Raw genomic sequence first — 15,586 nt, forward strand, 5'->3', positions numbered from 1 at the left:
AAACGAGCAAATCTTAGCAAAAATGAAATTTAAAGAAGCGTTAGATCCTCCTAAAAACTTAGATGCTACAAGTAATGTGCGATTAAATCCTGAGAATAAGTCGATCAATCATGAAACAAGTGGGGGTAGCACTAGCGATCATTCCAGACAAGAGAATATTCCATCTGGAAGTAATGCTACTCACTCCTTACAACAAGATGTCTTACAAAATGTTCAACCGAAATCTATGAATAGTTATCCAAATCAAGAAGATGTTGTTCAAAATATTAAGCCCAATAAAGTGAACAATAATCCATAAAGACAAGAAATAGAACAAGATATAAAATCTGCTCCACAGTCTAATCACAAAGGGAAACAATCCATTGTTCGAGATGTTCAGTCAGGAAACAGCCAGGTAGTTCCGAATCATCAAACGGTGATTCAGGACATTCAAAAAGGTTCAAATGGTTCCGAGTAAACAACGTGTGATTCAAGAAATAGAGAAGGCAAATGTGGCTACACCGCAACAAATACAACGAAATGTACAGAAAATTCTTACAAATGCAAGACTGCCACATGAAGCGCGTCAGACTGTTCAAAGAGTCAGTCATGGATGATGTTCATAAGCAAAGGGGTATTGCTCCCGAAACAGTCAAAACAAAAGTGATCCAGGAATTAGAAAAGGTTTCTTTCGGAGCAAAAGAGCCTATTAAATAATTAATTTTACAAGATGCCCAAAAAGCATTTACTGCTACACCGGAACAAGTACAACAAAATATAAAACAAGTAGTAGAAACAACAAATGATGTAAAAACAGCAACTACATTGCAACCGAAAGGAGAAGAGAAATTTGGATATTTCGGTACATTATTCGGTGAAAAAGTAAATGAATATGAAAGTAAAAGTACAGAAAGAAAGGATACTAGATTCGGTTTTATAAAAATCTATAAGATCCAAAAGTTGAGTGGAATTGTTGACTATATCTCTATAGATATTCCTATTTTAGACTATATCTTTAGAGATATTTAACTATATCTCTAGTATATCTACGCTATATCTAGACTATATCTTTCGATTGAAAAGTGACCCTAAAATGATATCACTAAAAAAGTACCTTGAACCCAATAGGCACAGCCTATTTAGCACCTTCCAAAATGGAAGTGATATCTGGTTCCCTTATGCTCTTTCCTAAAAAAGAGGTATTGAAAGAATGAGGTGACCAAGTGAACATCAACTAGCCGATATTCATTAACCATAAACAGAAAATAATTGAAGAATGGAAGGGATATTTAATAAGTGAGTACATTGGAAATTAGTTTTACGCAAACAAATATAGACATCATGGATGATCTAATTAAAAACAAGCGGGCATTAATAATTATGCTGATGCTGTTAGATTTGCAATTTTATCATTAGAGGATGATTCGAATTCTGTTAGTAATATAAAAATGAAAAAAAATAAATGCTATGTCCAAAAACATAGATATTCTTACTGAAATGGTTGCAGGAGGATTTCATGAAGCAGATGTGAAGGCAATCGGTAGGGCTGAAGACACTTATATTTATGCTGTTTCTAAAGAATGTAGCAAACAATATACAACGATCTACCACGATTAAATCAAAGAAGGATAATTCCAAAAGTAATTTTTCTCGACTATGAACGGTGGATTTGAGTTAACTAAAGGGTATCTTTCTTATAAAAACTATATAAAAAATATCCAGTAGCAAACAAAACTGGAATGATCAAAATCGTACATTACAAAGACAAGAATTTTAAAGGGAACACAAAAACGACATATAGTGAATGGTGAAATCATGAAAAAATATTGGGTTTTTAAGATTTTAATAATTGTTTTACTTATGACTGCTTTATCAATTTTTTATCTTAAAGCTTTTTCGAAAACAGGATTCGTATTTTTGCAGGTATAATCGTAGCTGTTTTAAATTTTCTAAACAACAAAGCGTATAAAAAAAGAGGCTGATTTTTGTTTAAATCTCTCGGCTTATTCAGTCAAAGACTATTGGATTTTTCCATAGTCTTTTTTTTGCGGTTAACCGTTTTGTGTTTAGGGGGGGCAGGTAGCTAGTTAACCGTTGATATATTTAACTGCGGGGAAAGCCTTAAGTGGCAAAAAATCTCTGTATGGTGTCTGTCTACGGTACCGGACCGTAGGGAGGATAAGGAGTGGACAGACGCACTCTGCCACCCCCTATGATAGTAGTCTTGCCGTATACCGCTACGTACAGTGCGGTTGTACAGACCATAGGGTGGGTCATATGAAGGTGCTAGCATTAGGAGGTGTTTGTGGATATGGTGGAATTTTTCCGAATCTGTACGAGGCCTCATAGAGTGCCCTATAGCCATAAAGAAAAGTTTCTGTAGATGGGTTAGACCTCCGCGTCACCACGAATGCATAAGAAAAACAGACATATACCTATGTCTGTTCAGTTTGTAGACAAAAGGGGTTCGGAATATTTTAATTCCGGACCCCTTTTGAAATTCTCTTTGAATTTTGCTCAAGATTAAGAGATTGGGCCTCTACGAGCCCACTTATTAAGCCATTCTTGGACCTTTCCATGTCCAATTGGCTATCTTCTTTAAATTCATGGCAGCGAAAGTAAGCATCGCCTGCATCGACAATTTTTTAAGTCCCCTTAAAGTAGTCCAACGCATACCATGCTTTTCTTTTGCATCTGCGAATACACGCTCTATTGTTTCTTTACGTTTCGCATATATAGGTTTTACATCCTTGTGATGACGCAGATGATCTGCTTCTTCCATATAATTTTGCCAGATATGGCGTGTCACCACTTTTTGATGGTCTTTGCTTACTGTACACTGTGATAAAAATGAGCATGTCGCACAAGTGTGTTTGGGTGATTTGTACTCGCGATAGCCCTCTTTATTTGTTGTTGAGTACTTTAAAATCTCGCCCGATGGGCAGAGATAACAATCAAAATGTTCATCGTAAACATAGTCATGCTTGCGAAAGAACCCTTCTTTTGTTCGTGGACGTGTATAGGGTAAAGCTGGTGTGATTTCTTTCCCAAAAAGGTAGCTTGTAATGGCTGGTGTTTTGTAAGCTGCATCTGCGGCAACAGCTTCAGGTTTTCCAACTTTCTCAATCACTTGTTCAACAAGAGGCTCTAAGATATGACTATCATGCGTATTTCCCGGTGTTACAATCGTCCCCAGCACAAAACCGTTGCGGTCCGCAGCCGCATGAAATGAATAGGCAAACTGTTTTGTTCGTTCATCTTTTACATAGTAGCCACTCTCAGGGTCAGTTGTACTTTCTTTAATTTCTTTGGTTTCTTCTTTATCAAATTTATCCGGTGGAAAAGGCTTCTTTCCATTGTTTTCACGATCTTGATTTATTTCTTCTTGAAGGCGTCCTTGATATGCTCGTGTTTCCTTACGAACGATTTTCTTTTCGAATTTTCGCTTATTCGCACTGGCTTTCACATGTGTTGAATCAACGAATACGTGCTCTGCACTTATTAACTTTCTTTCTGAAGCTGTCATTAAGATACGATAAAAAATCCGTTCAAACAGGTCTGTATCTTTAAAGCGACGCTCATAATTTTTCCCGAACGTTGAGAAGTGAGGTACTTTATCATGGAAACCGTAACCTAAAAACCAACGGTAAGCCATATTCGTTTCAACTTCTTCAATCGTTTTACGCATCGAACGAATACCGAAGGTATATTGAATGAATGTCAATTTAACTAAAATAACTGGATCAATACTTGGGCGCCCTATCTCTGAATACATATCTTTCACCAAGTCATAAATGAAAGTGAAGTCAATGGCCCCCTCAATTTTACGAACCAAATGGTTCGCTGGCACCAGTTGATCCAAAGTAATCATTTCAAGTTGATCTCGCTGAATAGAATTATGTTTCGAAAGCATCGTCATCACCTCAAGTTTTAATACTTCTATATTAAAACAAAAAGGACTGTAGGCAAAAGTGGTTATATCTAATTGTTAAAACAAAGTTGATTGGAACGGAAGGTGCGAGACTCCTGCGGGAAATGCGTGTCCAAGGGAGACCCCACAGGCGCAAAGGCGCCGAGGAGGCTCCCTGACCGCCCGCGGAAAGCGAGTGCCTGGAGTGGAAATCAACGTCGAATTTTTACAACCCCTCAAAAAAACTGTAGACAAACTCGATTTTCATCGAGTTTGTCTACAGTCTGAACAGACATATACCTATGTCTGTTTTTCTTAAAATATATTTAACTCTTTAACACTTTTTTTAACAGCTTATCCATGATTCCATCAGACGAATATCCTTGAAGGATTTCTTCAACTTTAGCCAAAGGTATACTTTCTAAAAGTTAATAAAAAAGTGAACCTTACTTATAGGCTATAAGTAAAGTTCACTTAAAGGATATGTTCAAGATGAGTGAAGGGAATTCACACAAGTATGGAGAATATGTGAAATAACAGCCATAACAGTGTGAAGGGAGTGTGAATAATGAAAATAAAAGAGGTATTAGACGAGCTATCCATGAAAGGAAATACAGTAGCCAAGATTGCAAAAAACAAGGCAAAGATTGGAGAGAAAAAATTAAAGGAAGCATTGCATAATACAGGGTATGAGTATCATAACAAAAATCCTAAAGTCTGGTTTTATGCAGGTGAAGGAGAACAACCCCTTTATCAATCAGTGTTTGAGTTTATTAACGTACAGACTAGCTTACCCGTTGTGAAACAGGGTTCACCTAGAAAACCACAAGTTAATTCACTCGATGTGAAAAGCGTAAGAAATGAAGGTGAACATAATGTTCACACGGGTTTCACACCAGAAGAAGTAGCAATATTGAGGGACCTGATAAGGATATATGTTCTTGATGAACAGCATAAGGAGAACCAGGGAGATAGAGACGATTTATATCAGAGGGTAATCACTTTAGAAAAAAAGGGTGACAAAGTAAGGAAAACCATAGTCATAATTCGAGAAGTTGGGTCTTTACTAGATAAGTTCGCAGACCAACAGAAGTTTAATAAGAGTGATCTCATAGAGATAGCAATATTGGATTTAATTAAGAAATATCAGTGAAGCATAATAAGAAGCTACAGGAGCCCTATATAAGAGTATTTTAAATTGAGGGGTTACTATTAGGGGTCAAGGCCCCCCTAACAGTTTTTCATTCCAGTATAAACGAGGACCGCATCTCTTAAGAATTTAGCTGTTCCAGGCTGTTTAGCGTCATAGTATGAAGTGAATCTTTCATCGTCTACATATAACTGAGCAACTCCTGCATGTGCTTCTTTTGTATAGCTATCCCAATAAAAGCTTAACCACTGACGATGTAAATCAGCTCCTTTTTGAGCTAATTCTCCAGCAGGATCACCAGTTTTAAATGCAGCATGAAGTGTTTCAAGCACCTCTGTCTCAAGTTTTGTAACATTTTCATATTGTTTTTGCGACATACCTTTTACTTTTTGATTAGCCTTGTTAACCGCGTCATTCCCGTATTTCTCACGAGCTTCCTTGCCATACCTCATTTCATTGTCATCAACTAACTTCTGCTTAAACCCTTCAAACTTTTCTTTATTAGACATTGTAATTCTCCCTTCTGTTAACGAAATGGTTTTATCAACATTTGAAATCAGTAAATCCAATTGATCTCTTTTTTCAAGAAGCTTCTGGCGATGTTCTCTCAGTGCTTTCTCTCTATCAAAAGAGGGTGCGGTAACTATATCTTTAATGCTTTCTAAGCTAACACCTAGCTCTCGGTAAAAAAGTATCTGCTGTAGCTTATCAACTTCATCTTGACCATATATGCGATATCCTGACGAGTTAATTCTTGCTGGTTTAAGAATCCCAATCTCATCATAATATCTCAAAGTCCGAGTACTAATACCGGCTATCAACCCTAGTTTTTGCACTGTATACTCCATTGTCGTTACCTCCTGACAAAATAACTATAAACCTTTACGTTGCGTCAAGGTCAATAGTTATTTGAAATATTTTTATAGTAGATAAACGGCCGGTAGAACCCCACAAAGTGCGTATCTGCATCTTTGCGACTCACGATTCTGTCTTTTACCGTGTAATCTGTGGTTGGTGCGACTTTGGTTTTAAGATGTTATAGGAAGACGGAAGCTGAATTTATTTATGACTTTTAGTTTACTTTGGAAGGTTAATAATGTGGTTGCCTGAAAAGGTTATTTTCAAAACGTCACTTGATTAAGTAAAAGAGCAAGGCTGCAAGGTTGATGATATAGGTGGGTTCTCTATTTTCGCAATTAAAACCATTCATAGTTTCTCTTCATTCACAATTCATATATTAAGCCTGGGTGTATTTTGATGGTCAATGTTTTCCCATTGCAGAAATAAATTAATTAATTTTTAATAGATGCTAGCCCGTACAATGTCTTACATTTTTGAATTATATATGGGGAGGTTATAAATTTGAAATCTAGTAAGGAAAAAAGATAAGAAAGAATTATGGTATCTTTTTTCATGGAAGGAGAGAATTTGTGGACACGCAATACTTAAATCAATGCATACAAAATATAAAAGTTCAAAATGTGGATAATGCAGACGTGGAGGTAGTCAATAACTCGCCATTGGTTATGATTGGTAAAGGACGTCAGGGAGCGGTTTTTCAACTTTCTGACGACATTTGTGTGAAAGTGTTTGGTAATACTGAAGACTGTGAACGAGAATACTATGCTCTTTCCCTTGGGCAACACACAACCCTATTTCCAAAAGTCTATGCGAATGGACCGCTTTATATAGCGATGGAAATCATTAAAGGGGTAGATGTACGTGAATACTTGCAATCGCAGCCCCTAACTATAGAACTTTCCACTAAATTGATTGAGATGCTAATCACGTTTAAAGAAATAGGTTTTGAGCGAATTGACCATCATAAGAGGCAAATTTACCTGCTACAGGATGGCAGTCTTAAAGTAATTGATGTTGCAAGGACTGTTTGGCGTGATCGAGTCTATCCCTATCCCCGTAAATTATTGACTTCCCTAGGTGAAGAAAATAAGGAATTGTTTTTATCCCATGTGCAAGAACTAGCCCCCGAGTTGTATGGAGAATGGATGCACTATATCCGAATGGAAGAGATATCCCGTGAAGTGTACCAAGTACTCATGTCAGAACCGAAAAATACCAATGCTGTCAAAACTCTAAATAAAAGGTTGTTGACAACAAAAGATGAGAATAATTATGTTGTTCAACTAGAAGGCTTAGTACACAAAGTATTTAAAGAAGAATGGGTTAAAACGATGCTCGCACGGGGGGTTGATCCCGATACGGTAATGGGAAAAATCGATGAGTATTGGGACTACCATGAACAGGCATGGGAAAGTGTACTTGAAAAGGGAGGGCATAGTGAAAAGGACAAACAAAAAAAAGGGACAAAAAACGAGATAAGTACAAAAAGCAAAAAAACGGAATTGTTAAATAAGTATTGGGACTTTCTTGAAAAGGGAAGACATAGTGAGAAAGATAAAAATCGAGGCAAAGACAAAGACAAAGATAAAGACAAACAACAAAACATGACAAAAAACGAGCAAAATCAGACAACAAAAAAGGACAAGAACCGAGATAAAGACAAACAACAAAACATGACAAAAAACGAGCAAAATCAGACAACAAATAAGGATAAGAACAAAGATAAATCAAACGACAAAAAAGGACAAAAACGAGATAAAACAAAATAGCCTCGTCATAAATAAGCGTGACAACCCCGATGATGCTTACAATAAATAAAGAAAAGTTCTATTTCTAAAGCTAAGTATTTGAGGCGGAGCCCAAATGTAAACGGGGAGAGACCGATATGAAAGTACTTGTTATCTGGCGTTTGCTCACAGTTGGAGGGGTAAATGCCGGATGGAGAAACCGCGCGATCTATTTTAAAAAACATGGAATTCATACAGAATTCCTGTACACGACAGATCACGGTGGGCTACACATTATGCAGGATATAGCTCCTGTTTATTTAACCAAAAACGAACAGGAGATTATTAAAATAATTAAGAAAAACGCCTATGACGCAATCATTGTTGTAGACACAGGTGCTGCCTATAAATGGATTCGTAAAGCAAAGTATAAGGGCCCCATAATTGTGGAAGCTCGTACACCAGAACTTATGAAGTTAAAACCTCACTTAAAATCCTTTAAAGGAATTGAACCGGTATCCATCGTTGTTCCTTCACAGTATCAAAAACGGTTAGTGTCCATACTGACTGATTTCATCCCCATCAATGTGATTTACAATGGTGTGGATCCTTCTTTTTTCCGCACTTTATCTATTGAAGAAATTGATTTCGAGAGTACCCCGATACTACCAAAAAACAAAAAGATTATCGGGTGGATTGGCAGGTTGGACAAACGTAAAAACTGGCCAATGTTGCTTGAGGTCGCAAAAAGGATTAAAAGTGAGCGCGATGATATTGAAATTTGGGTTATTGGAGGAGCACAAAGCGTTCAACGTGAAGAATTTGAAGCTAAATGGCAAGAGGAACAGCTCACAGATATCATCAAATGGTTTCCAATCATTCCCTACCAACAAATGCCGCATGTCTATGCGAAAATTCGTCAATCAGGAGGATGCACTCTCGCTACCACAAAATCAGAATCATTTGGCAATACCTTTATAGAATCGATGGCTTGCGGTGTACCTGTTGTTGCTTCAAATATGATGCCAGTCACAGAATTGGTTGTAAAAGCGAAAACTGGACTGCTCTTTCGTGGACAAAATGTCGAAGACGCGGTTAAGCAACTATACGGTATCTTAGATCAACCAGATTCTTCCTATCATGATATGTCGGAAGCAGCCATAGTTCACATTCAAAATAAATTTGCAATTAATGTGGTGGCTGATCAGTATATTCATTTGTTACAAAATATTTGTGATATGGAAAATGGAGCGAATGAGGAGGGGAATGACACATGATAATGCCCACTGTTTATCAAAAGAAACTGGAAGGAAAATCGAACGCACATCTCATTACATTTAGTGATGGAAAAGATTATGTGGTGAAGTATTTTCAACCAGGCTTTGAAAAAACTTTACCAAATGAATGGGTCGCCTACTGTTTAGCCCGTTACCTCGGACTCCCTATTCCATATGCCCGATTGGTGGAAATTCCACAAGAATTTTCTTCCCAAGTTCCGGAACTGGCGCAGATGAGTCATACCAACTTTCAATTTGCCTCATCGTACGTACCCAATTGTATTGATGGTCACCAAGCTTTCCATGTTTCCAATATTAACAACCACCAGTCGCTAGCCAGTATTATTTTATTTGATTACTGGTTGTGTAATGGCGATCGAACCCGTAAAAACATTCTCCTACATGAAGAAAATCTGAATTCCTACCAATTGTGGGCCATTGACCATGCAGAAGTGTTCGGATCTTACAATTGGCTTCTACCTGATTTAGGAAGGCTTCCAGTTGGGATTCTGAAAAGTGCAACTCACCAAATAATGGCACTATTTATCGAAGACGAGAAACAATTTACCGAGCAACTGGAACTAATTCAGACGATGCCTATTCTATTAATCGAAGAAATTGTTGCTCTTATACCTGACGACTGGGGTGTATCAATGGAGGAAAAAAAGGGAATGGTTACTACGCTGCTGAGCCGCCGCAAAAACATTCTTCCAAAGCTCGTGCAGAAATTCATCCAAAATGTATATCGACCATTACACCAAAACCAGGGATAACTCAACTCCAATGCTAATTGTGTAACAGTCTTTTAATTTGCACGAAACAAACAGGGGATTGAGCGTTATGTACGCTGAAATGTTTTTTAGGAAGGAATCAAAAGAATTATTTTCGTTAAAACCGTTTTATTAGCAAAAAGACTAGCCTTAAGGCTAGTTCTTTTTACATTGTTCTAAGAAAAGTAGTTTGAAAGGGAATTTTATTCAAAGAAAAAGAAAAGCTCTCGATAAGATAAGGATTTGTTTCCTAGTAGAAACAAATAGAAGGTTAGGGGAATTAATATTTAGAGTATTAGAAGATAAAAAGAGACTTAAATTGTAAACTTGCTTTTGTATATAATACATTTAAGTGTTTCGAGTGTGATGTAAAAGAAAAGATGATCAAAACTTTTTTCCTAGTTAATGTATGAGCCCACATAGGGTTCTTATCTATGTTTTGTTTCCCAATCAAAATTAATTTCTTTATCATCCCAAGGAATTCTTTTTTCATCTGGTTGGGAAGCGTTATACGACTTTGTCGTACAATACAGAACAGTTGCTGGCTTTTCGCCAAGCACGCGGTAACCGTGAGCCACACCTTTGGGTATGAGTAAAATACTAGGATTATTTTCGCCCATATAATAAACATTTGTTTCACCCTTGGTAGCAGAGTGTTCTCTCAAGTCATGTAAAACTACTTGAGCATTACCTGATGATATAAACCAAAGGTCATCTTGCTCTTCATGGTAGTGAAATGCTTTGATGACGCCTGGATAAGATGTTGTCCATGAAAGTTGACCAAAATGAGATAAAAGATGGTCATCATCTCTTACCACTTCTGCAAAAAATCCTCTATCATCACAATGCTTAATTAATTTTTTTGATATAACGCCTTCAATGGCCATTTTTTTCATCATCTTCCTTTTTTAAGTATTCATGTAATCCTTCTTTCCAATTTCGCAAAAAGATCCCATTGGAATTCAACTTTTTTTGACTTAAAACAGAATACATGGGTCTGGGTGTTTTAAGACCGTATTCTTCCGTAGAAACTGGGATGACCACTGTTTGTGAGTTTAAGAAGGTTACAATTTCGGTTGCAAATTCAAACCAGCTGCAACTTCCAGAGTTTGTGACATGATAAATGCCATGCGGTCTTGTTAGTAGTTTATTAATTGCTATTCCAAGATCTTTAGTGTAAGTAGGACAACCGTATTGGTCATGAACAACACGGATTTCTTGTGAATTACCCGCCAACTTTTTTATGGTATTGACGAAATTTTTCCCCTCATGTCCGTATAACCATGACGATCTAATGATTGTGGTACTATCATTAGCAGTTAGTGCTAATTCTTCGCCTAGTAGTTTGCTTTTTCCATAAATTGTTTGGGGGTCAGGATAATCCTCTTCTATATAAGGTTCAATTTTTTCACCATCAAATACATAGTCAGTACTAATATGAAAAAACTTCACTTTATTTTCCTTTGCTTCACAGGCTAGATAATAAGGTCCAATTCCATTAATTAAATAAGCTTGATCTATATCCGTTTCGCAAAGGTCAACTTGTGTAAAGGCTGCGGTATTAATAAGATAATCCGGCTGGATTTTCTCAATCATTTCTTTTATTTTCGTACGATTAGTAATATCTAATTGTTGTTTAGTATATGGAAATACCACATAACCTTCCTCTTTAAATAACTGAATGAGTTCTTTTCCTAATTGGCCGCCTGCACCTGTAATGACAATCTTCATATGGAAGTACCTTTAAATTTGTTCATGTGCCAACGAACTGTTTTTTCTAACGATTGATCAAAGTAAGAGGTTTGTTTCCAGCTTAACTCGTTTTGTAACTTAGAAGAATCAATGGCATATCTTCGGTCATGACCTTTTCTGTCTTCAACAAATTCAATCAAGTGGTCAGGCTTCCCCATTATTCCTAAAATTTGTTTTACGACATCGATATTTTTCCTTTCATTTCCGCCACCAATATTATAAACTTCACCCCAATTTCCATTTTCAAGAATAAGAGAAATTGCTTTACAATGATCTTCTACAAACAGCCAATCTCTTATCTGTAGACCATCCCCATAAACGGGGATTTTAAGGTTGTGAAGCGCCCTATTTACAATGGTTGGAATGAATTTTTCTATGTTTTGGAAAGGACCGAAATTATTACTGCATCTTGTCGTAATCAAAGGTAATTTAAATGTTTCATAGTATGATCGTACTAATAAATCTGAGCTTGCTTTCGTAGCCGAATAGGGATTGTTAGGTGAAAGAGGGGATTCTTCTGTGAATGGTTGTTGAGTCGAGCTTAAAGTACCATATACTTCGTCTGTTGAAATATGAATCATTTTTTTAGCATTGCCTTTGAGTAATCGTTGTAATAAATGATAAGTACCGACAATATTCGTTTGTATGAACTTATCTGCATTTTTAATACTGTTATCAACATGGGACTCCGCGGCAAAATGAACAATAGCTTCATATTTTTGATCCATCACAGCTTCGATATCTTTCTCATCTACAATGCTTCCTTTAATAAAGCGTAACCTAGAATCAGATGTTAGGGTACGTATTTCTTCAGGATGACTTGCATACGTAAGAGAATCTATAACGGTTATATTGTATAAAGTATTCTTTAGCAAGTAATGAACAAAGTTGAGACCGATGAAACCAGCCCCACCTGTAACTAGAAGATTCATAATTGCCTCCTTTCATTAAATAGCTGTTAATTTTCTATTAATCTTACAAGGTATTTCCCATATTCATTTTTCTCTAATGGTTTAGCTAAGTCCAGAAGTTGTTGTGATGAAATAAATCCTTTTCGAAAGGCTATTTCTTCTATACAAGCAATTTGAACGTTTTGCCGACTTTGAATGGTTTGGATAAATAAAGAAGCGTCAAGTAGTGATTCATGAGTACCGGTATCTAACCAGCTAAATCCTCTACCCAATAACTCAACATTCAACTGGTTTTTCTTGAGGTAACATTCATTCACCGAAGTAATTTCATATTCTCCACGAGAAGATTTCTTAATACTCTTTGCAATATCAATAACGTTATTATCATAAAAATAAAGGCCTGTAATTGCATAATGAGATTTAGGAGTTACAGGTTTTTCTTCCAAAGATATCACTTTCCGATTTTCATCAAATTCTACAACACCAAATCGTTCAGGATCTTTAACATGATAGCCGAATATAGTCGCACCATTATTTCGAGTAACGACTTCTTCTAGTGTTTTAGTGAAATTATGTCCATAAAAAATATTGTCTCCTAATATTAAAGATACAGAGTCCTTTCCTATAAAATCCTCTCCTACAATAAAAGCCTGTGCGATACCATCCGGTTTTTCCTGTGATATATAACTTATTTTGATTCCTAATTGTGATCCATCCCCTAATAAATTTTTAAAACGAGGTGTATCAAGAGGGGTAGAAATGATTAAGATATCTTTAATTCCAGCAAGCATTAGTACGGACAATGGATAATAAATCAAGGGTTTATCATAAACAGGTAATAACTGTTTTGAGACAACTTTCGTTAACGGGTATAATCTAGTGCCATATCCACCAGCTAATATGATTCCTTTCATTATTATTCACCTCCTCGAATAGTATGATTTAAAAGACAAAATGAATATTCATTTAAATATTATCAGTTTCTGAATTTCATTGAAAAATTAATCCTTTTCATCATATGCTCCAAGAATGTGATTGGATTCTGTGTAAATGAAGTACGGTTTTGAAAAATGTATATAGATTTCTTACGATATCGAGGTGTAATACATGAAAAGGCTACAAAGCTACGTTGAAAACGTGCCTTGTAGCCTTTTGTCTTTTGGTTTACTTAGATAAAAATCAATCGAGTTTCTATTGATATCAGTAAGTGTAAGTATCCTTTAACCCTGTTTATTAGAATAATATCAGGCTGATATGTTATCAATTGAATGAGTTTTCATTGTCCATTCCATAAAACTATTTTGAGATTGTCTTGGGCTTAATTTTTTTCACTGGAACCCATTTAGTTTATAACTATATGTTAAGTTTTATTAACCTACATTCTAATCTAAATCTTTTTTTAACTGTGCAGGTACCCCCGCATAAAGGGTTTTCGTAGGAACATCATTCTTTACAAATGCTCCGCCTCCTATAACCGACCAAGCACCAATATTGATTTTTTCACGGATAGAGGAACCAATGCCAATGTATGCTCCTTCACCAATTGAAACATTACCTCCAATATTAACTCCAGGACCTATCGTGACATAGTCGGAGATGATATTATCATGGCTAATGTTTGAACTCCGATTAATGATAACGAAATTCCCCACCTGAACATTTGTGGTTATAGTGGTTCCTTCACAAATAATCGATCCAACTCCAAGTGTGATCCTCTTTGATATGAAAACAGAAGGGTGCACTATTGTGTTAGCAATCTCAAAACCTGCATTTTTGGTTTTGGTGACAAACCGCTTTTTTAGAGATGGATCTCCTACACCAGCACAAACAATTTTAATTTTGTTCCGAAGAGAATAAATATCATGAAGATCGCCCAAAACCGGTACATCATCTATTATTATCCCCTTCATTTCCGATCTTTCATCAAGAAATCCTATAACCTCATAACTTAAATTTTCACACAGATGATTAACCTCACGTGCATGTCCTCCGCATCCCCAGATGACGATTTTTTTCATGGTTCCAATCCTCGGGCAAGTACTTGTGTTATTTGCACAACATCACTTTGTTTCATTTCTTCCCATAGAGGTAAACTCAATATGCGTTTTGAAATATTATCGGTAACAGGCATTAATGTTCGATTGGATGATGTGAAAAAATTTTGTTGATGACAAGTAGGGGAAAAATAGGTTCGTGCTTCTATTTGATTGTCAGCCAGCAACTTCACATAATCTAAATTACTTTGATCCTTAGGACAGAGAACAGGCATAAATTGATGGGCAATTTCCCCTTCTGTTTTTTGGAATTGCCATTCTTTTTTTAGGACAGGGATTTGTTGGAATTGCTCTCGGTACCATTGATAAATTTGTTGTCTCTTTTTACTTTTTTCAGGAAAGGCATCCAGAGTTGCAAGAGCAATGGCTGCGCTATACTCTGAAATTTTACTATTAAGACCTTGTGATATAGTTTCCCTATCAGTTGAGAACCCAAAATTTCCTGCTTGTCGAATTTGACTTATCAAGTCTTTTTCAGCACTATATACTAAGCCGCCTTCGCCAATACCAAATGATTTAGTAGCATGAAAGCTGAACACTATAGGGCCAGGGAAATTTTGACCAAATGATCCACTACGCCCTGAGGTTCCAAAACTAGGGGCAGCGTCAAAAACCACCGGTATCCCCGACTCATGAATTTGCTTATAAAAGGATAGGTCTAAGTCTGTTCCAAAGGTTGCGTAGGGAACAACTACCGCCACTTTATCTCCTAATTTTGTTAATGCATCTTTTACAAGTTCCTCATTCATACACCAATCGTCTTTGTTCACATCTACAAAATAAGGTTCTAAACCACTCCACATAGCTGCTAAAGGGGTGGCTGAAAAAGTAAAGCTAGGCATTATTGCAAACCGCCCTTTAGGTCGTTTACTCTGATTAATTGCTAACATTAGTCCACTGGTAGCATTGTTGACCGTGAGCACGGCTCCGTTTCCTTCATAGTATTCAGTTAGAACTCTATTCTCAAAAAGAGTATTTAATGGCCCATAATTACTGTACCATCTGGATTTTTCAATCTGTGATAAATAATTGGCAAATGTGTCTTGTGTTACCAAGTTGGGTCGTAAAAACGGAATTTTACGGATATTTTTCATCTCCGTTTCAATTAATCTATAAATAAATTTAAATTCAGGTTTGGAATATCCTGTTTTTTTCCTGTAAGGTAGGATTGTTTGGAAAGACGGATTTGTATTAT

At 36.4% G+C, this 15,586-nt stretch carries 15 protein-coding genes; 7 read left to right on the plus strand and 8 right to left on the minus strand.

Going from position 1 to position 15,586, the window contains the following annotated elements:
- Positions 1–22: 22 nt before the first annotated feature.
- From RE409_RS29755 to RE409_RS29765, 3 genes are all read left to right on the plus strand, one after another.
- A complete protein-coding gene (locus RE409_RS29755) occupies positions 23–298 on the plus strand; it encodes a hypothetical protein (protein WP_201225741.1) in 276 nt (91 codons plus the stop codon).
- Positions 299–443: 145 nt separating this feature from the next.
- Positions 444–596 (plus strand): hypothetical protein, encoded by a 153-nt coding sequence (locus tag RE409_RS29760; RefSeq protein WP_201225739.1) that lies wholly within the window; start codon positions 444–446, stop codon positions 594–596.
- Between the two features lie 850 nt (positions 597–1,446).
- A complete protein-coding gene (locus RE409_RS29765; protein WP_201225735.1) occupies positions 1,447–1,596 on the plus strand; it encodes a hypothetical protein in 150 nt (49 codons plus the stop codon).
- A 937-nt stretch (positions 1,597–2,533) separates the two neighbouring features.
- Here the strand turns inward: RE409_RS29765 and RE409_RS29770 are convergent.
- The gene (locus RE409_RS29770) at positions 2,534–3,892 is read right to left on the minus strand and encodes an IS1182 family transposase (RefSeq protein WP_309559650.1); all 1,359 of its coding nucleotides are present in this window, start codon (positions 3,890–3,892) and stop codon (positions 2,534–2,536) included.
- A 565-nt stretch (positions 3,893–4,457) separates the two neighbouring features.
- Here RE409_RS29770 and RE409_RS29775 point away from each other — a divergent pair.
- On the plus strand, positions 4,458–5,042 hold the full coding sequence (locus tag RE409_RS29775) for a hypothetical protein (RefSeq protein WP_201225733.1): 585 nt from the start codon (positions 4,458–4,460) through the stop codon (positions 5,040–5,042).
- 77 nt (positions 5,043–5,119) lie between these two features.
- Here the strand turns inward: RE409_RS29775 and RE409_RS29780 are convergent, their stop codons facing one another.
- Complete coding sequence (locus RE409_RS29780; RefSeq protein WP_201225730.1) at positions 5,120–5,887, minus strand: MerR family transcriptional regulator; 768 nt, start codon at positions 5,885–5,887, stop codon at positions 5,120–5,122.
- 582 nt (positions 5,888–6,469) lie between these two features.
- On the opposite strand from RE409_RS29780, the gene RE409_RS29785 reads away from it, so the two are divergent.
- From RE409_RS29785 to RE409_RS29795, 3 genes are all read left to right on the plus strand, one after another.
- Positions 6,470–7,669: a BUD32 family EKC/KEOPS complex subunit gene (locus RE409_RS29785; protein ID WP_242489195.1), complete on the plus strand. Its 1,200-nt coding sequence runs from the start codon at positions 6,470–6,472 to the stop codon at positions 7,667–7,669.
- A gap of 116 nt (positions 7,670–7,785) precedes the next feature.
- The gene (locus RE409_RS29790) at positions 7,786–8,904 is read left to right on the plus strand and encodes a glycosyltransferase family 4 protein (RefSeq protein ID WP_201225728.1); all 1,119 of its coding nucleotides are present in this window, start codon (positions 7,786–7,788) and stop codon (positions 8,902–8,904) included.
- Entirely contained in the window at positions 8,901–9,677 is a 777-nt protein-coding gene (locus RE409_RS29795) for a HipA family kinase (protein WP_201225726.1), read from the plus strand. Before RE409_RS29790 ends, RE409_RS29795 begins: the two co-directional genes overlap by 4 nt.
- 425 nt (positions 9,678–10,102) lie before the next feature.
- Here RE409_RS29795 and RE409_RS29800 read toward each other — a convergent pair whose 3' ends face one another.
- From RE409_RS29800 to RE409_RS29825, 6 genes are all read right to left on the minus strand, one after another.
- Positions 10,103–10,570 carry a dTDP-4-dehydrorhamnose 3,5-epimerase family protein gene (locus RE409_RS29800; protein ID WP_242486201.1) on the minus strand — a complete coding sequence of 156 codons (468 nt, stop codon included), beginning with the start codon at positions 10,568–10,570 and terminating at the stop codon, positions 10,103–10,105.
- Positions 10,551–11,405 (minus strand): dTDP-4-dehydrorhamnose reductase, encoded by an 855-nt coding sequence (rfbD, locus tag RE409_RS29805; protein ID WP_201225724.1) that lies wholly within the window; start codon positions 11,403–11,405, stop codon positions 10,551–10,553. Before rfbD ends, RE409_RS29800 begins: the two co-directional genes overlap by 20 nt.
- Positions 11,402–12,358, minus strand: coding sequence for a dTDP-glucose 4,6-dehydratase (gene rfbB, locus RE409_RS29810; RefSeq protein ID WP_201225722.1), 957 nt, complete (start codon positions 12,356–12,358; stop codon positions 11,402–11,404). The genes rfbD and rfbB overlap by 4 nt, the downstream gene beginning before the upstream one ends.
- A 26-nt stretch (positions 12,359–12,384) precedes the next feature.
- Positions 12,385–13,251 carry a glucose-1-phosphate thymidylyltransferase RfbA gene (gene rfbA, locus RE409_RS29815; protein WP_201184353.1) on the minus strand — a complete coding sequence of 289 codons (867 nt, stop codon included), beginning with the start codon at positions 13,249–13,251 and terminating at the stop codon, positions 12,385–12,387.
- A gap of 468 nt (positions 13,252–13,719) precedes the next feature.
- A complete protein-coding gene (locus RE409_RS29820) occupies positions 13,720–14,355 on the minus strand; it encodes an acetyltransferase (protein WP_201225720.1) in 636 nt (211 codons plus the stop codon).
- Positions 14,352–15,476, minus strand: coding sequence for an aminotransferase class I/II-fold pyridoxal phosphate-dependent enzyme (locus RE409_RS29825; protein WP_201225816.1), 1,125 nt, complete (start codon positions 15,474–15,476; stop codon positions 14,352–14,354). Before RE409_RS29825 ends, RE409_RS29820 begins: the two co-directional genes overlap by 4 nt.
- Positions 15,477–15,586: the final 110 nt, after the last annotated feature.

It is taken from the genome of Peribacillus sp. R9-11 (assembly GCF_031345095.1).
Taxonomy (GTDB): Bacteria; Bacillota; Bacilli; order Bacillales; family DSM-1321; genus Peribacillus; species Peribacillus butanolivorans.